Genomic DNA, 18,426 nt, shown 5'->3' with positions numbered 1-18,426 from the left:
TTGGTCGGATTGAGAGGATTCGAACCTCCGACCCCTGACACCCCATGACAGTGCGCTACCAGGCTGCGCTACAATCCGACCGAGGCCGACCATATTAATCAAATGTAATTTGATTGCAATAGTCGGCACTAAATTTAAATAAGTTATTTAAATTGTTGGTTATTTCTCAACCAAATTGCGTTTTAAAAATTGAATCGCACGTGCAAGCGTTGCATTCACTGGTGGTTGCGCAATTTGTTGGCTAACCATTTGCACACTTTGCATATTGGCGTCGCTATCAATTTTGGTTAAAACGTCTTGGTGCCAAACGTAAATATGTTCGTTATCAGCACTGACTAACCAATTGTTTTGGCGTGGTACTGAAAATACATTTTGGCCAAATTTGCCGTAACTTTGTTGGAAAGAACAGCCTAACCAGCCTTCGAGTAGAGTCGGTAATACATCAAAATTTGAGGTGATTGTAGGTAACTGAACTAATTCACCTTTAACCAGCATTGCACCATATTCATGGCTTTCACCGGCCTGTACAATAATAATTTGCTGTTTGGCTTTGCTGGCAATCGCGGCAAGTTCAGATTCTTTGTTCACCTTGTAATACGAAAACTGGGCGGTAAAACTACTAACCCGGTTGGCTGATGCAAAGTTGCTTGACCATTTGCGTGTATCCGACGGTAAATTAATAAACTGGCTATTTACCCCGGTAGATAATAACGCTGAATCCAATACATTGGGCATTTGGTTAAACTGGTCTTGGTAAATGGCTGGCATACCACTAATAATTTCAAACAAACTATCTTGGCTAGTCAGAGGTGACCAATGTTGGCTGGCGGCAAAACCTGCATCTAGTTGTTGAATGTATTGGCTGATCTGTTCAACTGTTAACTTGTCACTTTCTAACAATGTTACTGTGAAATTAGTTGTTGGACTAAAACAGCTAAATTGAAAGTTAGGGATATCTACTTTGTAGCTCGATAAGTCGAAAGTTAGTTGTTTTTTGGTTTGGTATTCGTCTATATCAAACAAACCTGACTGACTTAACATGGTTTTAGCCGTCATTGGGTGCGATAGCGGCAGTTGATTATCTTGTCGAGTTATCGGTTTATATAAGCTTAAATCGGCCCAAATATGCGCGATATGGCCGATAACAAAACAAGTTACCACCACAGGTAATAACTTAATTTTAAGCAGTATCTGGCGATACTTATCTAAATTGCGCCACAGTGCGTTGGCTAAAACCAACTCAACTGCAAAAACTGCCATAAACACTAAAAATATCGCTACTTTAAAGCCAGTTGGTAGGCTTTGGGTTAGCAGTTGAAAGTCGTTTTGAATGTAGTCGAGCGATAAAAAGTTAAGGTGGTAGCCGTAAGCTGAATAAATCAGTGCATCTATAAACAAAAAGGTGATGCCTAACGCCGCAACAAAAGATGCCCAAGGTTTGGCTATATTGGGTTTGTTTAACGCGGTTACTGGAAAAACAAATATCAAATAACCAAGAAAGAATAGAAAACCGGCGTGGCCTATCGAATACATCAACATATAGAGTTTGCCAATAATGCTCTGCGGCATAGGATCAGCAAACCAATAGATGGTAAATAAAAATAGTCCAACCAACATATTGGTTAAACTAAACCAGTTACCCCAAGAATATAAATGGGATCTCTGTTGATTCTGATTGTTTAAAAACATTAATCAATTAGTCCTTAATTGAATCCTGCAGTGCTTTAGCAAAGTTTTCAGCTATGGCTTTTTGTTTGTCTTGTGGAAAATTATTATCAATTACTTCACTAACTAAAGTACCGAGTGCCACTAAAGATAAGTTAGCCGGAGCTTTTTGTGCTGATAAAGCTATTTTTAATGCTGATACAACTCGGTCTAAATCTTGATCTGAAAATTTGCTAGTTTGCGCCATAAAATTTGAAAATCTCTTAACTGCGGGGTAACCCATGATACAATGCCAAAATCGGCAGACGGCGCAATTATACCACTGGTATAAAATTATGCCGCAGTAAACTGGTAAAAATTACAAACAACGAGCATTTATGGTAGTTACCAAAGCAACTTTATACTTTAATCGTTATCGCTTAAAAGACGACAAACTCTCTCTTCAATTGGATACTTGTACGCAAGTAGGCGGCGACAATGCCGATTTTTTAGCTGGTGAAATTCATCAGTCGTTTACTAAAAAAGGTCAAAAACAATATTGTAGTTTCGCGGCTGATTCAGCTGTATTTGCGCAAATTAAAGCTGGCGAAGATATGCAACAAATTGCTGATAATGTTGCAGAGCGTATGTTAGAAGGGTTAACGCCTGAAACTTTACCCGCAGAAACTATCTTAGTAATTGCGCATTATCAGCATTTAGCTACGCAATATATTCTCGCCACTATGTTAGGGGTGAAAGAGTCGGTACAGTTAAGTGAAGCAATAAACCCACAGCGCTCACAATATTTGGATATAGCCAATATTTCGCTGGCTTTGCAAATTGATTTAAGTGAACTATCTATTAACCCTGATTCACCACGCTCAATTGGTTATATTAAAGGTCGAGTAGGGCGCAAAATTGGCGACTTTATGGCAGAAGCTTTTGCTATTGAAGAAAAAATGAATGCAAAAGACGCGACACAAAAGCTCGTTGAAAGTGTTGAAAAATTTATTGAAGACAACTCAACTGACAATGAAAAAAGCCAAGCGATTCGTGATGTTTCGGTTGAAGCAATGAAAATGGCCGCTCAAAGCGGCGAATTTATGCAAGTGAAAAACCTGTCGCAAGAAATTGAAGAAAAAACTGGTATTGCCGGCTTTTATGATTCGGCTGCACAAGCGGATGACTTTAGCGAAGAATGCCCTGTATATGCTTCAGCAACTAAAGGTATGCAGAAATTTTTCGGCCAAGGTGGTGGCATGAGTATTTCGTTTGATCGCGAATTATTAGGTGAAAAAGTTGAATTTGATGCGCAAGCACAAACTTTAACTTTTAATAAAATTCCGCCGAATTTATTAGATGCATTGAAAAAAGCGTTAAAAGCGAATTAAACACAAGGATATTCATAACCAGTGCAGTTTATTACCAGCCAAACCGAATTAGAACTGTGTTGCAGCAACTTGCTGCAACAACCTGTTATTGCACTTGATACTGAGTTTGTTAGAGAGCGCACCTTTTACCCTGCTTTGGGATTAGTACAGATAGCAGACCGAGACAATGTATATTTAATTGATCCACTAGCACTTGATGATTTGTCGCCACTTAAACAATTGGTTGAATCGCCAGATGTGATTAAAGTAATTCATTCATGCGGTGAAGATATCGAAGTATTAAAAGTTGGATTAAAGGCAACACCAACCGCTTTTTTTGACACTCAAATAGCCCACGCATTTATTAGCGACAATGCTTCAATTGGTTTAGGGGCTATGGTCGCTCAATATCAAGGTGTTGAATTAGATAAAGGACATGCCCGTACCAACTGGTTAAAACGCCCACTAAGCCCGCAACAGCTTGATTACGCGGCTGACGATGTACGCTATTTACTGCCGATTTTTGATATCCAAATGCAAAAGCTAGTGGATATCAATATGCTTGATTATGTTGAGCAAGAGGTAACAGGCTTAATTAGTAAACGTACTCAAGAGGTTGATCCTACACTTGCTTGGCGTGATGTTAAAAGCGCTTGGGAGTTAACTCCTCGAGAATTGGCGATTTTGGCTAAGTTGATTGAATGGCGTTTTAATTATGCGGTTGAAAAAAACTTAGCGCTTAATTTTGTCGTGCACGAGCGCAGTATTGTTACTTTATGCCAGCGCAGACCTGGTAGTTTTAAAAGCATGTTTAATATTCCGGGTATTCATCCGATGGAAATTAAACGTCACGGCAAAGCTATGCTAGCTTGTATTGAAGCGGGCAAAGCTGTACCTGAAGAAGCGTGCCCCGCAAAAATTAAACGTGTTGCGGAAATTTCTGGTTATAAGAAAATTTATAGCAAGCTTAAAAACCTTGCAGCGGATGTCGCCGAAGGTCAGAACATTAGTGTTGAGTTGCTTGCACCTAAGCGTTTGATTAATCAATTCATTGGTTATCATTGGCAGGTGACTGAGTGGAGCCGTGATGTTGAGCCTGATGTAACTTTGGGGTGGCGTGGGGCGTTATTAGCTGAGGCTTTTAAAACTGCTATTTCTGAGTGATTTTTGATGTGTACTCTTAGAGTGTGGTGCAATTAAGCACACTTGAAGCATAATTTTCTAAAATCGCTTTAAACCCGTCCTTGGGCCGCTCGCACAAGAAATCCCTTTCTTGTGAAGTTTTAGAAAATTAGCATTCAAGTATGCTTTATCAGACTTCTTTATTGCTTCGGTTCTTCTTCGCTCATGAAAAAGAGGTTTTGCTCTAAGTTATTGCTTCAATATTTTTAACCTGAAGCTGCGGCTTGAGCGTGCATTTCAAAAAAAAATTAGCATGTGAGTGTGCTTTGTCAGGCTTTTTTATCGCAGGCTGAAAAAGAGCTTGTGCTCCAGCAGCCCATTAGCAAGGCTATTTGATTGGAAATGTTTTGAACAAAACTTCAAAAGAGAGGGATATCTTTTGTGAGCGATCTAGGGACAGACTTGAAGCGTTTTTGTGAAAAATATTCCAAGCAAGTGGCCGTTTCTCGGCCAGTTAAGTCAAAGCGCGAACAATTTATTCGCGCTTCAATGATGTTAAATTGATTCCGCCCATAAATCGTATTCGTCAGAGGCGATAATTTTCGCTTCAACAAGATCTCCCGGTTTATGTTTGGTTTCGTCATTTAAATAAACCACGCCGTCAATTTCTGGTGCATCGGCAAAACAACGGCCAATTGCGCCTTCTTCGTCTACTTCATCAATTAAAATTTGGTAAGTTTTACCAACACGGGTGGCTAAGCGTTCTTCACTGATTTGTTGCTGTAATTGCATAAAACGGTGGAAACGTTCTTCTTTAACATCTTCAGGTACATGATCGGGTAAATCATTCGCAGTTGCACCTTCGACAGGTGAGTATTTAAAACAACCAACTCTGTCTAATTTAGCCGCTTGTAAAAAGTCTAATAACTCTTCAAATTCTTCTTCGGTTTCACCCGGAAAACCAACAATAAAGGTAGAACGAATAACTAATTCAGGACAAAGCTCACGCCATTTTTGAATACGCTCTAAGGTTTTATCTACATTACCTGGGCGCTTCATTAATTTTAAAATACGTTTGCTGGCATGCTGGAATGGAATGTCTAAATAAGGCAACAAAGCACCTTGCGCCATTAATGGCACAATTTCATCAACATGCGGGTATGGATACACATAATGCAAACGTACCCAAATGCCCATTTTGCTTAACTGTTGGCACAAGGTTTTAAAATTACTCTTAATTGGCATGCCGTCGAAAAACTCTGTTTTGTTTTTGCGGTCTACGCCATAGGCTGAGGTATCTTGCGAAATGACTAACAACTCTTTCACGCCTGCAGCTTTAAGCCTTTGAGCTTCGCTTAAAACTTCACCAATAGCGCGCGAGTCTAAATCACCACGCATCGACGGAATAATGCAGAAGCTACATCTGTGATTACAGCCTTCAGATATTTTTAAATACGCATAATGTTTTGGGGTTAATTTAACGCCCGTATCTGGCACTTGTGCGGCAAAGGGTACTTGGCCTGGTTTTGGTAAATGGGTATGCACTTGTTCCATTACATTTTCGTATGCGTGTGGGCCAGTGATCCCCAATACATTTGGGTAAACTTCTTTTATTTCGTCTTCTTTTGCACCTAAACAGCCAGTTACCAACACCTTGCCATTTTCTTGTAAAGCTTCACCAATGGTATCAAGTGACTCTTGTACAGCTGAGTCGATAAAACCACAGGTATTTACAATGACTATGCCTGCATCGTGATAACTTGGCACCACTTCATAACCTTCGGTGCGAAGTTGGGTTAAAATACGTTCAGAATCAACTAAGTTTTTTGGGCAACCAAGGCTAACAAAGCCCACTTTTTTATTGCCTGTGGTATCTTTTGCAAGATTAACGCTTGCATTAGACTGATCCGCTAAAACCTTTTTAGGGGCATCTAACGTAGTGGTTTGTTTTGGATCAAATTGATTAACAGACATAAAGACCTCACCGTTGGCATTAAAACAAGCTGATTTTGGGGCGCGAATAATAGCAGATTAATTATAATATGGCACTGAAAGCTTAGTGCATGATAGAGGTAAAAAGTGATAGAAAACGCAGTAATTATTACCGGCGCTGCACAAAGAGTTGGATTAGCACTCGCTTTGCATTTGCAAGCTTCAGGTTTTAATGTTGTCGCGACATATAGAAGTGAACGAGTTGGTGTTACACAACTGCAAGAAAAAGGTGTTAGCTGTGTCCAAGCTGATTTTTCATCTACCCAAGGCGTTGATGATTTTATTGCTTGGGTACAAGAAAATGTGGCTAGCGTGCGAGCTATTGTGCACAATGCCAGTGACTGGTGTGCAGAGCAAGGCAGAATTGACGCTGAACTATTAAAGTACATGATGCAAATTCATGTTGAAGCACCTTATTTGATTAATTTATCTCTTGCTGAAAAATTGTCTGCTTGTGAAGAAATTGCAGATATTATCCATATTACTGACTACACGGTAGAGAAGGGTAGTGACAAGCATATCGCTTATTGTGCAAGTAAAGCTGCGCTAGATAATTTAACTTTGTCGTTTGCGAAAAAATTTGCACCTAAGGTTAAAGTAAATACCATTGCACCATCGCTTTTAATGTTTAATCAAGACGATGATGACGCATATAGAGCAAAAACATTGAAGAAATCAGTACTAGGCATTGAGCCAGGCGCGCAAGAAATTGTTGAGGCTGTGAGTTTTATACTCAAAAGTAACTATATGACGGGACGCCAGCTGAAACTAGACGGTGGCCGTCATATCGCATTTTAGCGGCTATTTTACCTTATAACTGCGTTAAACTTGTTTGCAATAGACAAGCTATTGACGCACAAATTTGCCTTGTTCTAAGAAAAAATTTCACCCTAAAATTAACAACGTCAATCGCTGTGGTCTGTTGCTTATTTGCTCTAAGAAAAATTGTTAAATAGAAATTAAGTTTTATAAAAAGTTTGGAAATTTAAATGGATAAAACACCGCAAAACTATATTGAATGGCAAACATTACAACAAGCTTACGATAAATATGAGTTTGGCTCGCTGGCGATCAAACTGTTAGCTGTGATTTTAACCTTTGTTGGTTTAATCACGAATATGCAAGTGTGTTTGTTGCTGGCTGTTGTCGCTATCTTGTGGTTGCAAGATGGTATTTGGAAAACCTTTCAATCACGTTTTGAAGTACGTTTATTACAAATTGAACAAAATCCTTGTGCACCTGCATTTAATACTGAATGGCAAAAGCAGCGCCCCGGTGTTTTTGGGTTAGTTAAAGCTTATTTATGTAACTCGCTAAAACCAACAGTTATGTATCCGTATATAGTGTTATTGGCTGTAATAGGATTAAGCTATATCTTTGGCGCTAAGTAGCGCTACGAGCTCGTCTTTGATAGCGTGATATCGTCGCATATTGTTTTCGGATAAGTCTGATTGCTCAATGATATTCACGCAATTTTGGCACATAGACTTCATTTCTTTGGGGTTTTTCCCTTGAGTTAAGAAGGTGCCAACCTTAGTAATTGCTTGTACTAAGTTTAGTGCCAAACTCGCGTTGTTTGGCATATATTGGTAGGCTTCAACAAAACATTCAACCGACTGTGGATACATAGCTTTTTGATATAAAGCTAAACCTTCGTTATTTAATGCTCGAATACGTTCACGTAATTCTTCATGGCTGGCTTTTTCTTTGTTAATCAAAACCTGTAGCGTGGTTGAAATAAGGTCATCATGGCCAGCAACCTCATTTAGCGTTTCCATAATTTCATCACTGCGCGATAAATTACCGGTTGAGAAATAAGCTTTCGCTTTGTCTAAGCGGTCGTCTACTGTGTCGTAGGGGGAGTCGTGTTTTTCACTTTCTTCAAGATTGTTACGTGCATCTTCCATATTGCCCTTAAGCACTTGTACACGAGCTTTGATTACCAGCTCTTGCGCTCTGACTGCTTCAGAATAAAAGCGTTTGTCTATATCCTTTAGTAAATCAGTACACTTAGTAATTTGTTTGGCAATTTCAAGTTTGTTTGAGTCGTTACTTAAATCGAGCAAACAACGGGCGAAATTTAGATAATTTTCTGGTGTATCAAATACTGAAAATCGACTGTCTTTTAAAATACGTGAATAGGCTCGTACTGCTTCTTCGGTTTCGCCATTTGCAATTGCTAGGTTGGCTATGGCGCGCTGCCTAAATAAGTTGCGTGGCGAAATTTTACCCGCTTCCATTAACATCTCAAAAGCTGTTACTGTATCTTCACGCACTATGTTTAATCGGCCTAACCAGTCGTATGCTTCTAATCTGGTATCGTCGCGGTCGAGCAACTCAAAAAGTTGAGATTCAGCATCAACCAAGTCGCCACTTTTTAATGTGGCAATGGCTTTGCCCAATAATGCCCAACTCGCTTCACGTTTTTTTAAAACGTTGCTGTATAGCTTAAGTGCTCGGTCGGCTTTATCTTGTTTAAGCAACAATTCTCCTTTCATACGTAAAGCAATTAATGCGCTAGAGGGGTCTTCTTTTATTAAAGTATTACATTCAGCCACAGCGACATCGGTTTGGTCATCATTAATTGCTTGATAAACCTTATTCAGTGCTACCTTTTTGGCTAGTGCGCGTGAAAAGCGCATTTCTAAGCCTTTATAGGTAAAAGGTTTGAGCAAAAAGTCATCTGGCTGTAGTTCAACTAAACCATGTACATATGGACGACGGTTTTCTGCTGAAATCATAAAGAAACAAGTTTGAGGGGCGAGGAGTTTTTTGTGTTTTAACTCTTCAAATAACTGATAGCCGTCTTTGCCTTCACCTAAGTTAAAATCTGCGAGGATAAAATCGAAACGAGTGTCGGTAGCTATTTGCAATGCTTGATTGCCGTTAGCGGCCGAGGTTATATGCACAAAACCTATTTTCTGTAACATACCTTTTACGGCCGAGCGAATTGGCTCGCAATCATCCACTATCATGACTTTCTTTTTTGCGTAAAAACTACTGCGCATAACCATAAAGTGGCTACCTAACAAAAAAATGCAAATAAAAAGATTAACATAAGTGTAACTTAATTGACGTTATAGTTGTTACTTAAACAAATTAAATTGACGTTAGCATAAATATAGTCATATTAATACGACTTTGCTAATATCCGTCATACATTTTGTGAATGGCGTGTGGCATTATTGATGAATGCACGAATACACCAATTCCTGTATAATGCGCGCAATAATTTTAAAAATTTTGTTAGACCAACTGAAATTATAGGATAGCTATACATGACTACTAAGCTGGAAAACCTACGTAAATTAACTACAGTTGTTGCTGATACTGGTGATATTGAGGCAATCAAAAAGTTCAAGCCTCAAGATGCAACAACTAACCCAAGCCTTTTATTAAAAGCTGCTCAAATTCCTGAGTATGACACTTTAATTGCTGACGCAATTGAGTGGGCTAAAGCACAATCTAACGATGTTGAGCAACAAATCATCGATGCTGGCGACAAGTTAGCAGTAAACATCGGTTTAGAAATCTTAAAAATCGTCCCTGGCCGTATTTCTACAGAAGTTGACGCACGTTTATCTTTCGACAAAGAAGGTTCACTTGCTAAAGCTCGTAAACTAATGAAATTATACAACGACGCTGGCATTGCTAACGAGCGTGTATTAATTAAATTAGCTTCTACTTGGGAAGGTATTCAAGCTGCTGAAGTTTTAGAGCAAGAAGGCATTAACTGTAACTTAACTCTATTATTCAGCTTCGCTCAAGCACGTGCATGTGCTGAAGCTGGCGCTTTCTTAATCTCTCCATTTGTTGGCCGTATCTTAGACTGGTACAAAAAAGCTGAAGGTAAAGACAGCTATGCACCAAGCGAAGATCCAGGTGTTGTTTCTGTAACTAGCATTTACAACTACTACAAAGAGCACGGTTATGAAACTGTTGTTATGGGCGCAAGCTTCCGTAACATCGACGAAATTACTGAATTAGCTGGCTGTGACCGTTTAACAATTGGTCCTAACTTGTTAGAAGAGTTAGAAGCAGTTGAAGGTGAGTTACCGGTTAAATTATCTTACAACGGTGAAATCAAAGAGCGTCCAGCTCGTATGACTGAAGATCAATTCCGTTGGGAGCATAACCAAGATGCAATGGCTACTGAGAAGTTAGCTGAAGGTATCCGTAACTTTGCTATCGACCAAAACAAACTAGAAGATATGTTACGCGCTAAGCTTTAATTAGCCGCATATTTTTAAGTTACAAGGCGGTATTTCACCGCCTTGTTTGTTTTACGCATTCACATAAAAGATTATAAAGAACAAGATTATGGCTTTATTTACACAGTTAAAAAGCTATCAAGCTTTGCAAGCTCACTTCGAGCAAGCTAAAAACCTACATATGCGCGACTTGTTTGCACAAGATTCTGAGCGTTTTGCTAAGTTTTCAGCTCAAGCTTGTGGCATAGAGTTAGATTACTCGAAAAACCGTATTACTGAAGAAACCAAAGCATTGTTATTAGACTTAGCGCGTGAAGCGCAAGTTGAAGAAAAACGTGACGGCATGTTTGCTGGCGCACGTATTAATACTTCAGAAGACCGTGCTGTATTACACACTGCATTACGTAACAAATCAGGCAAGCCTGTATTGTGTGACGGTGTAGATGTAATGCCAGAAGTACAAGCGACTTTAGCTAAAATGAAAGCATTCGTGAACGAAGTTCACAATGGTACGCGTACTGGTTACACAGGTAAGCAATTTACTGACGTATTAGCTATCGGTATTGGTGGCTCTTTCTTAGGTCCTAAAATTATGACTGAGGCGTTAAAGCCTTATCGTGTTGATGGCCTTAAAGTTCACTTTGTTGCTAACGTTGACGGTTCTCACATCCATGACGTTTTAGCTACATTGCCAATTGAAACCACTTTAGTATTAATGTCTTCTAAGTCGTTTGGTACGCAAGAAACATTAAAAAACACTGAAACTGCTAAAGCTTGGTTCTTAGAAAATGGCGGTAAATTTGAAGATATCGCTAAACACTTTATGTGTGTTTCTTCAAACATTAAAGCTGCAACTGAATTTGGTATGGACGCAGACAACATCTTCCCAATGTGGGATTGGGTTGGCGGCCGTTACTCATTATGGTCAGCAATCGGTTTACCAATTGCACTAGCACTAGGTTTCGACAACTTTGAAGAGTTGTTAGACGGTGCTTATGAAATGGATCAGCATTTCTTAACTGCGCCTTTAGAAGAAAACGTACCTGCGTTATTAGGTGTGTTAGGTGTTTGGTATATCAACTTCTTTGGTGCACAAAGCCATGTATTGTTGCCATACGATCACTATTTACGTGGTTTCCCTGCATATGTACAACAGTTAGATATGGAATCTAACGGTAAGTCTGCTACACCAACTGGTGACTACTTAGACTATGCAACTGGCCCAGTAATTTGGGGTGGTGAAGGTACAAATGGTCAACACGCTTTCCACCAGTTAATTCACCAAGGTACTGTGCTAATTCCTGCTGACTTTATTATGCCATTGCATTCTCAGCACGAAATGACCAACCACCACGCTATGTTAGCTTCTAACTGTTTTGGTCAAACCCAAGCATTAATGCAAGGTAAGACTGTTGAGCAAGTTAAAGCTGAATTTGCTGGTAAAGGTTTAACTGACGAACAAATTGAAAAAGTAGCTCCACAAAAAGTATTTGAAGGTAACAAACCAACTAATACTATTTTGATGGAAAAATTAACCCCTAAAGCTTTAGGTCAGTTAATTGCTATGTACGAACACAAAGTATTTGTACAAGGTATTATTTGGGGTATTAACTCGTTTGACCAATGGGGTGTTGAATTAGGTAAAGTGTTGGGTAACGACGTTTTAGCTAAATTAGAAGACAGCTCAATTGAGTTAAATGGTGACAGCTCTACTAATGCATTAATTGAGCGTTTCCGTAATCGTAATGCTTAATATGTAATTTGGCAGTAGCCAAAATAATGCTTAGAAAGGTCGCGAATGCGGCCTTTTTTGTATGCGCTTTTAAATCAGCTCCAAAGCGGACAATTCTAGTACGACGGCGGAGTAAATCACGAGTTGCGCGCATTTTAGCTGGGTAAACGTAGTCAAGTGGAAATGTACCACCTCGGATAAGAGAAGCAATTTTAAATGCATCAATTTTATCATTTTTAGCTTAGCCTATGTGGCAAGCTAAAAAGGAGGCTCAATGAGTATCAATGCAATTATCAAGGGACGCAAAAAGCTTGGCTGCGTCACTTCGTTCCTATTTTAGCCAAGCTTTTATGCTATGTGCATCCATCAACTATATCGAAATATATATTTAATGAAATTTATTATTCTACTCTTCACCTTAATCTCATTTGCGAGTGCAGCTAATGAAACCGAAATATCTGTTGGGTTAGGCTACCCATTTGGGAGTCCCACATTGGGTGTACAATACGCTGCAAAAATAGATATTTTTAAAGTATATGCCTCTTTGGGGTTGGTAGGGTATTCGACTGGCCTGGAACTAGCCGTAAGTAAAAATAAAAAACACAGCCTTGGAGTTACTTGGGGAAGTGAGTTATTATCAAGTGATGAGGGGTTTGGTTTCATAACCTACTCGTATCATTTTAATTCTTTCACGTCTAAAGGCTTTTTAGCTGGGCTAGGTGTTGGATATACTCGTGAAGAAGTCGGTTTTGAAAATGAATCCGGTAATTGGAACGGTACTGGAGAAATTGATACTTTGCCTACTTTATCGTTGATTCTAGGGTATAAGTTTTAACGTGTCTAACAAGAGAATATGGCGTCAATAGTCAATATTAAGCTGCTGGCGCTTCCGATAAAACACCATGTCTGAATATAGAATTTAGTAGGACAACTATCTTGCTAACCGAAGCCATTATGGCAACTTTTCTAGCTTTCCTTTCCCCCTTATTTTGACCACTTAATTTATTCATCGTCAGCTCTTTTGGTTGGATATACATGTCGAGTTGAAATTTACCTCTATCGACACTGGCGTTCATATTTTGCTTTGTATTTGGATTCATAATAAGCTAACTACTTATTGCATAAATTAATCTAGATGTGAGTGTTCAAATGAATTACTCATGCAAAGCGATTCTGAATCTTTCCGCCCTATAACCGGGCGATACTAACCAAAGGAGTTGGGTGTTATTTATGAAAGTATTTATTTTGGTATGTATTCTTTTTGTGGTCTCTTGTGGTAACTCTACTAACCAAGAAGATAACGAATTTGCTGGTTATTGGTATTCAGCATTTGCAGATGTATACCTCGATATTAATAGGAAGGGTCATGTTCGCTTACGTGAATGTTCTTTGTATGAAGGATATTCTGTCAACGAAAGCGCTTCAGGCCAAATCATCAATGATAACCTTAAATTTGGAGAAAAAGGCTTTGAGCAAGACTTTATCGTCAGTTTTGATGGAACAAGTTTACAAATAGCTTCGGTTTCAGATGTCGAAAATGGTGAGCCGACATTGTTTACCAAACAAACATCAATCCCAGAAAAATGTGAAAATGACGTTGTAGAGATTACGTATTATTCACCAAAGCAAGTTCAAGAAAATGATTTGATTGAATTTACTGTAGATTTTGAATATCGACTATCTTCAGCCCCAAACGCCATTATTGAAGCTGGTTTCACCTCTAGCGACTCAGGCTCTTTTGTATTAACTAATGAAGAGTTTGAAGTATCGTCAAGTGGAATAGGCAGTGGTTTTTTTACACCTACAACAACAGCGACAGCATACGGTTCCAACAAAACATTTTCACTGCATTTAATTATGTATGTCCCTCCAACAGGAACTGCCATATCTTTTAGCCCTATAGCGTCAGACAAAGTAGATATCAGAGTTATTCTGGCTGATCCCTCTAATAACAAGTTGAACCAAGAATCATCTAAAAGTTTTCGAAGTTCTAATATTCTTGGTTTTACAAAATTTGGTGTTTAAATGAATATCATTGAAGCTGGCTTATGAACAGGTATAAAGGATTGTTGCTTGCGTTACTGGTTTCTTTTCAATATCCGCTGCAAGCGGCTAACAATGCTTGTTTGGCTTTTCCGAACATGCAGATGCCTGAATGGGTGATGAACCCGGGAATAGGCGATGAGAGCAAACTTTATGGTGTTGGAAGTGCTAGCGCTACACAAGCCAAAGTAGATTTTTTTGAGCTGAAACGACAGTCTCATCGTGCTGCTATGCTTGAACTCAGCGAATCATTGCAATTAAGTGTTCGTTCATCTTTGGCATTAAACCAGAGTTTAACAAACATAAATGGTGATACTCAGCAAAGTCAGTTATTGGATGGTGTAATGGATGCCTATTCGGATGTTTTGCTCCACAACAGTAAAGTCGAGTCTATTTGGTTCAGTCGCGAGTCGTGCCAGCTTTGGACGCGAGTAAGTGTTGTCAAAGCTGACTTTGAGCAAACAGCGGTGTCGATAAGCGATAGAGTTAATAATGAACTCGCTAAATTATCTGAACAATTAACTCGAATTGAAAATGCGGTTATGTCAGATCCAAATGTGATTTTGCGTCAGCATCAACTGCAACTAAATAGTCAAGGTTATTGGTCAGCATTAAAGTTAAAGATAGATAAAGACGAATGGTTTGCAGTTTTGGATTTATTTGACCAGTATGGTATGTCTTTTGATGCAAATGCTTTTAACATAGTTAAAGACAATGATTTGTTTCGCTATCTTAACAGACATAGCTTTTATCTTGCTTCTGGTAACGATTTAACCGTACTGCACTACATTGCACTTCATCAACAGCAAGCTGATGTCAATCTTTCTTGGTTGCTTGAGTGGGCGAGTGCAAGAGGTAAATTGACCACTCTAACCAGTGAGTTAGCTAATTTGGCCAGCCATAGTGGTTTTAAATGTGGTGGATTTGGATGTTATAAAGGGGATTTACTAAGATTTAGAAACAAACTATCTCCCGAAGCTGACTCATATCAAGCCATTCATTTTGCTGCAATAGCAGGAAGCGTGCAATCAATCGAAATTTTTGTGGCTAATGGAACACCAATCTATAAGCAAACTCGTAAAGGTTATACACCCTTGGCATTAGCTATAGATGCAGCTAATCAACCTGTAGTTGAATATCTATTGCAGCAACCAGATTCATTAAATCAAGATTTAGGCGTTGCACTTGAAGTTGCAATGTTTAGTGCGTTTAGAGGATTAGACAGTTTTTTACTCAACAAAAATGCTAACTTTGTCGACACATTCCCTGCGCAAATAACTTTTGCGAACAAAGTGATAGAAAAAATTAGATTGTCTCAACCAATTGAGCCGGCTATCGTTCATCGAGTGATTACCCAGGTGCAACAAACGATAGAAAGATGTAATGATACTAAATTGTCCGAATCGATAGATGGTGTGTGCAATTTGGCTAGCAAAACATTAAATCAATACAAATTATTAAAGTAAGGGGGGAGGAGCATGCCGAAAGAATTAAAGACATTTTTGCTGTTATCTTTCACTCTTGTACCTTGTATGTATTCATTCAGCGGTTTTGCCGCTGTTAATCCTGCGTGCAAGAGTTTGCCGAGCATGCCAATGCCAGAATGGATTTTCAACCCAACGGTAGGTGAGCAAACTTTGTTGTATGGGCACGGTGTTACAAGTGGTGCTGGTAACATGCTAAGTATTTCACAGTTGAGACGCATATCTAGACTAGAAGCTCAGCGAGAGCTTGCAGAAACACTAGAAGTTAGTGTTCGTTCTGAGTTGGTAATGCAACAAGCGGTTACCAAAACAGAAGAAATTAACTCAATGCGAACAAGTGTCAATGACACAGTAAAAGCCTCGTCCGATGTATTGCTGCAGAAAGTTAAAGTTGAAGCAATTTGGTTGAATCACGAAACCTGCAATTTATGGACTCGGGTAAGTATGCGGCAAAGTGACTTTAACCAAAGTCAGCAGCAGGTCTCCGCAAAGGTCATGCTGGCGCTCAAGCAACTAACAGCCATAAATGAAAAGGTTGACACTATCAGTAGTGCAATTACCCAAGACCCCAATACACTATTACGAAAATATAACTTACGGTTAGATGCTGTTGGGTATTTACGCGCACTTCAACTAGAAATGCCTGAAAAAGAGTGGTACCCGCTGCTAGATTTGTATCAACAAAACAATTTTGTGTTAGCAATGAATGCTACTTATCACTTTTATCAAACTGATATGCTACGTTTGCAGCGGCAATACGCATTTTATTTAGCTAATTCACCAGCTATGTCGCTATTACATTATTTGACTTTAGATGGTTTAGTTGCGCCTCATCAGCTTGAGGAAATCTTGAATTGGGCACAAAGCCGAAGCCAAAATTTACATGTAACAGCGGACACAATTACTGCGAATGTGTATAGCGGTATGAGTTGTAATGGCAGCGGATGTTATTCTGGCGATTTACTCAGATTTAAAAATGAATTTGACAAAGGGGTAGATAGTTATTTGCCAATTCACGTTGCAGCTATTGGCGGTCGCGTTGAAGTTATGGAAAAATTATTACAAGTCGGTTTTTCAGCCAATGTTAAAACTAACAAAGGTTATACGCCATTGGCACTAGCGATAGATGCAAACAATACGAGTATGGTGTCGTTTTTGCTTGCGAAACCTGAGTCGGTTGAAAATGACATGGGAGCAGCGTTAGAAGTGGCTGTATTTTCTGCTTTTCGAGGTTTGGATAAAAGCTTAAGTCTGGTAGAGTCTTCCAAAAATGACTTTGCTCAAGTCTTTGCCAAACAAGTTGAGCAAAGTACAAATACAGTTAGGACGATATTGTCTATGCAAAACGCTAGTAAAGTTTTGGTAGAAAGGTTCAGTGATTCATTAAACGCGACTCTTGCCCGTTGTAATAAGCAGTTGGGAGTAAACAGCTCTATATGCAACCAAGCGACCCAAGCCTATCAGCAATTATTAGTTTTATTAAACACTCAGACGCATTAATTTTAGCAAGATTTTGATTAAGCTGTTGCCTTTTGCCATTTTTCAACCCAATCACTTAATTCGCTAGCTGGCATAGGTTTGGCTATGTAATAACCTTGTAAAATATCGCCACTTAGATGGCAGGCCATGTTCCAGTGTTCAAGGGTTTCAATACCTTCTAGTACAACTGACATGCCCAAACGTTTGGCCATATTTACCATAGACTCTAGTGTTGCGCGTTGTCCTTCATCCGTTACGGCATTTTGGACAAATTGTTTGTCAATTTTCATTTCACTAAAAGGCAGGTCAATTAAACGTTCAACAGATGAAAAGCCAGTGCCAAAATCGTCTATCGACAGTTTAATACCACGCATGGATAAACGTGATAACACCTCTAACATATCTGCCTGCTGCTCTATAACACTTGATTCGGTGATCTCTAGCACAAGTTTATCCGCCGGTAATTTGTAACAGCTCAGGAGCTCGAAGATCATGTCTGGCAAATTCTTCTCAATTAGCAGCGTAGCTGATATGTTGAGCGATACGCTTAAAGCTAAACCTTTGTCGCGCCAACTAGCTATTTGTTGTAATACTTGGTCGAGTTGTTCGTAAGTTAGGTGTTTAATTAAAGCATTGTGCTCTAATTCCATAATAAAGCTGTCAGGAAAAACTAAACCTTTAGAAGGGTGGTTAAGTCGTGCTAGCGCTTCTAATCCGATAATTCTGCGGGTTTTATTACAAATCAGGGGTTGGTAGTACAAATCGAATTGCTGTTGTTCTAATGCTCTAATCAGCTCATAAATCTTAAGTTTTTCGACATTTGCTCTGTGGCTGGGTTTTTTATATTCACTGGCTTTTGTCAGCATGTTGGCAACTGCTTGCTCGGTAATTGGTTTTGCTATACTGCCGACAAGATTGAGTTTGCAGGTGCGTGCAAGTTGCTCAACCGACTTTATCGTTTTAGCAGACATTGAACTTACAATAACTAAATGACCTGGATAATTGTGTTGTTGGAGTAAACGAATAAATTCAACACCGTCTATATGCGGTAAGTTTAAATCACTAAAAATAATATTGACTGAATTGTTTGCCAAATAGGTCAGGGCATCATTGGCGTTAGAGAATGCGTTAACTTGTGTTATCCCTGCATTTTTTAGCACTTGAGTCATTAACGCTATAATTGAAGGGCTATCATCCAATAGCAGTGCGTTCCAGTTGTTTAGTGTCATAAAGTAACTCCCTTTATCTAGTGCTTGTTGTTAGTGTAGTTGCTTTTTGCGAGGCGACAAGGTGAATACGGAGCGATTTTTTGTACTACATTTCCGCAAATTCAGTCACTCGTTCGTTAA

The 18,426-nt window shown here is 39.1% G+C and carries 16 protein-coding genes, 1 tRNA gene and 1 pseudogene; 10 read left to right on the top strand and 8 right to left on the bottom strand.

Features of this window, described 5'->3' with window-relative positions; genetic code table 11:
* Position 1 precedes the first annotated feature (1 nt).
* From ACMZOO_RS02845 to ACMZOO_RS02835, 3 genes are all read right to left on the bottom strand, one after another.
* Positions 2-78, bottom strand: a tRNA-Pro gene (locus ACMZOO_RS02845).
* 81 nt (positions 79-159) lie between these two features.
* Positions 160-1,689: a DUF3413 domain-containing protein gene (locus ACMZOO_RS02840; protein ID WP_440905294.1), complete on the bottom strand. Its 1,530-nt coding sequence runs from the start codon at positions 1,687-1,689 to the stop codon at positions 160-162.
* Between the two features lie 7 nt (positions 1,690-1,696).
* A complete protein-coding gene (locus ACMZOO_RS02835) occupies positions 1,697-1,912 on the bottom strand; it encodes a DUF1414 domain-containing protein (protein WP_026016783.1) in 216 nt (71 codons plus the stop codon).
* Positions 1,913-2,042: 130 nt separating this feature from the next.
* On the opposite strand from ACMZOO_RS02835, the gene ACMZOO_RS02830 reads away from it, so the two are divergent.
* Positions 2,043-3,035, top strand: a complete 993-nt coding sequence (locus ACMZOO_RS02830) for a nucleoid-associated protein (RefSeq protein WP_440905293.1) — start codon at positions 2,043-2,045, stop codon at positions 3,033-3,035.
* A 21-nt stretch (positions 3,036-3,056) separates the two neighbouring features.
* Positions 3,057-4,178 carry a ribonuclease D gene (rnd, locus tag ACMZOO_RS02825; RefSeq protein ID WP_440905292.1) on the top strand — a complete coding sequence of 374 codons (1,122 nt, stop codon included), beginning with the start codon at positions 3,057-3,059 and terminating at the stop codon, positions 4,176-4,178.
* Positions 4,179-4,691: 513 nt separating this feature from the next.
* Here rnd and rimO read toward each other — a convergent pair.
* Positions 4,692-6,110, bottom strand: coding sequence for a 30S ribosomal protein S12 methylthiotransferase RimO (rimO, locus tag ACMZOO_RS02820; protein WP_440905291.1), 1,419 nt, complete (start codon positions 6,108-6,110; stop codon positions 4,692-4,694).
* Between the two features lie 105 nt (positions 6,111-6,215).
* Between rimO and folM the strand changes: the two genes are divergently transcribed.
* Both folM and ACMZOO_RS02810 read left to right on the top strand, forming a co-directional pair.
* On the top strand, positions 6,216-6,926 hold the full coding sequence (folM, locus tag ACMZOO_RS02815) for a dihydromonapterin reductase (RefSeq protein ID WP_440905290.1): 711 nt from the start codon (positions 6,216-6,218) through the stop codon (positions 6,924-6,926).
* 191 nt (positions 6,927-7,117) lie between these two features.
* Positions 7,118-7,519, top strand: a complete 402-nt coding sequence (locus ACMZOO_RS02810) for a hypothetical protein (RefSeq protein ID WP_440905289.1) — start codon at positions 7,118-7,120, stop codon at positions 7,517-7,519.
* Here ACMZOO_RS02810 and ACMZOO_RS02805 read toward each other — a convergent pair.
* Positions 7,493-9,142, bottom strand: coding sequence for a response regulator (locus ACMZOO_RS02805; RefSeq protein WP_440905288.1), 1,650 nt, complete (start codon positions 9,140-9,142; stop codon positions 7,493-7,495). The genes ACMZOO_RS02810 and ACMZOO_RS02805 overlap by 27 nt on opposite strands.
* A 264-nt stretch (positions 9,143-9,406) precedes the next feature.
* Between ACMZOO_RS02805 and tal the strand changes: the two genes are divergently transcribed.
* Complete coding sequence (tal, locus tag ACMZOO_RS02800) at positions 9,407-10,360, top strand: transaldolase (protein WP_016955785.1); 954 nt, start codon at positions 9,407-9,409, stop codon at positions 10,358-10,360.
* Between the two features lie 88 nt (positions 10,361-10,448).
* Positions 10,449-12,092, top strand: a complete 1,644-nt coding sequence (gene pgi, locus ACMZOO_RS02795) for a glucose-6-phosphate isomerase (RefSeq protein ID WP_440905287.1) — start codon at positions 10,449-10,451, stop codon at positions 12,090-12,092.
* Positions 12,093-12,153: 61 nt separating this feature from the next.
* On the opposite strand, the pseudogene ACMZOO_RS02790 reads toward pgi, so the two are convergent.
* Positions 12,154-12,309: pseudogene (locus ACMZOO_RS02790) on the bottom strand (IS110 family transposase); the annotation flags it as partial.
* Between the two features lie 153 nt (positions 12,310-12,462).
* On the opposite strand from ACMZOO_RS02790, the gene ACMZOO_RS02785 reads away from it, so the two are divergent.
* Positions 12,463-12,906, top strand: coding sequence for a hypothetical protein (locus ACMZOO_RS02785; protein WP_440905286.1), 444 nt, complete (start codon positions 12,463-12,465; stop codon positions 12,904-12,906).
* A gap of 37 nt (positions 12,907-12,943) precedes the next feature.
* On the opposite strand, the gene ACMZOO_RS02780 is transcribed toward ACMZOO_RS02785, so the two are convergent.
* Complete coding sequence (locus ACMZOO_RS02780; RefSeq protein WP_440905285.1) at positions 12,944-13,171, bottom strand: hypothetical protein; 228 nt, start codon at positions 13,169-13,171, stop codon at positions 12,944-12,946.
* 130 nt (positions 13,172-13,301) lie between these two features.
* On the opposite strand from ACMZOO_RS02780, the gene ACMZOO_RS02775 reads away from it, so the two are divergent.
* The 3 genes from ACMZOO_RS02775 to ACMZOO_RS02765 are packed head-to-tail and all read left to right on the top strand — an operon-like array spanning position 13,302 to position 17,098.
* Positions 13,302-14,096 (top strand): hypothetical protein, encoded by a 795-nt coding sequence (locus tag ACMZOO_RS02775; protein ID WP_440905284.1) that lies wholly within the window; start codon positions 13,302-13,304, stop codon positions 14,094-14,096.
* 23 nt (positions 14,097-14,119) lie between these two features.
* Positions 14,120-15,580, top strand: coding sequence for an ankyrin repeat domain-containing protein (locus ACMZOO_RS02770; protein ID WP_440905283.1), 1,461 nt, complete (start codon positions 14,120-14,122; stop codon positions 15,578-15,580).
* A gap of 12 nt (positions 15,581-15,592) precedes the next feature.
* On the top strand, positions 15,593-17,098 hold the full coding sequence (locus tag ACMZOO_RS02765; RefSeq protein WP_440905282.1) for an ankyrin repeat domain-containing protein: 1,506 nt from the start codon (positions 15,593-15,595) through the stop codon (positions 17,096-17,098).
* Between the two features lie 17 nt (positions 17,099-17,115).
* Here the strand turns inward: ACMZOO_RS02765 and ACMZOO_RS02760 are convergent, their stop codons facing one another.
* Positions 17,116-18,306, bottom strand: coding sequence for an EAL domain-containing response regulator (locus tag ACMZOO_RS02760; protein WP_440905281.1), 1,191 nt, complete (start codon positions 18,304-18,306; stop codon positions 17,116-17,118).
* Between the last annotated feature and the right edge of the window lie 120 nt (positions 18,307-18,426).

The sequence above is a fragment of the Catenovulum sp. SX2 genome (assembly GCF_052056295.1).
Taxonomy (GTDB): domain Bacteria; phylum Pseudomonadota; class Gammaproteobacteria; order Enterobacterales; family Alteromonadaceae; genus Catenovulum.
The sequence above is the reverse complement of the archived record's forward strand: the minus strand, read 5'-3'. Positions and strand labels throughout refer to the sequence as shown.

What these genes read in the sequence shown, in the direction of transcription:
- ACMZOO_RS02840 (WP_440905294.1), bottom strand. Translation starts at nt 1,689, where the DNA reads ATGTTTTTAAACAATCAGAATCAACAGAGATCCCATTTATATTCTTGG.
- ACMZOO_RS02835 (WP_026016783.1), bottom strand. Translation starts at nt 1,912, where the DNA reads ATGGCGCAAACTAGCAAATTTTCAGATCAAGATTTAGACCGAGTTGTA.
- ACMZOO_RS02830 (WP_440905293.1), top strand. Translation starts at nt 2,043, where the DNA reads ATGGTAGTTACCAAAGCAACTTTATACTTTAATCGTTATCGCTTAAAA.
- rimO (WP_440905291.1), bottom strand. Translation starts at nt 6,110, where the DNA reads ATGTCTGTTAATCAATTTGATCCAAAACAAACCACTACGTTAGATGCC.
- ACMZOO_RS02810 (WP_440905289.1), top strand. Translation starts at nt 7,118, where the DNA reads ATGGATAAAACACCGCAAAACTATATTGAATGGCAAACATTACAACAA.
- ACMZOO_RS02805 (WP_440905288.1), bottom strand. Translation starts at nt 9,142, where the DNA reads ATGGTTATGCGCAGTAGTTTTTACGCAAAAAAGAAAGTCATGATAGTG.
- tal (WP_016955785.1), top strand. Translation starts at nt 9,407, where the DNA reads ATGACTACTAAGCTGGAAAACCTACGTAAATTAACTACAGTTGTTGCT.
- pgi (WP_440905287.1), top strand. Translation starts at nt 10,449, where the DNA reads ATGGCTTTATTTACACAGTTAAAAAGCTATCAAGCTTTGCAAGCTCAC.
- ACMZOO_RS02785 (WP_440905286.1), top strand. Translation starts at nt 12,463, where the DNA reads ATGAAATTTATTATTCTACTCTTCACCTTAATCTCATTTGCGAGTGCA.
- ACMZOO_RS02780 (WP_440905285.1), bottom strand. Translation starts at nt 13,171, where the DNA reads ATGAATCCAAATACAAAGCAAAATATGAACGCCAGTGTCGATAGAGGT.
- ACMZOO_RS02775 (WP_440905284.1), top strand. Translation starts at nt 13,302, where the DNA reads ATGAAAGTATTTATTTTGGTATGTATTCTTTTTGTGGTCTCTTGTGGT.
- ACMZOO_RS02770 (WP_440905283.1), top strand. Translation starts at nt 14,120, where the DNA reads ATGAACAGGTATAAAGGATTGTTGCTTGCGTTACTGGTTTCTTTTCAA.
- ACMZOO_RS02765 (WP_440905282.1), top strand. Translation starts at nt 15,593, where the DNA reads ATGCCGAAAGAATTAAAGACATTTTTGCTGTTATCTTTCACTCTTGTA.
- ACMZOO_RS02760 (WP_440905281.1), bottom strand. Translation starts at nt 18,306, where the DNA reads ATGACACTAAACAACTGGAACGCACTGCTATTGGATGATAGCCCTTCA.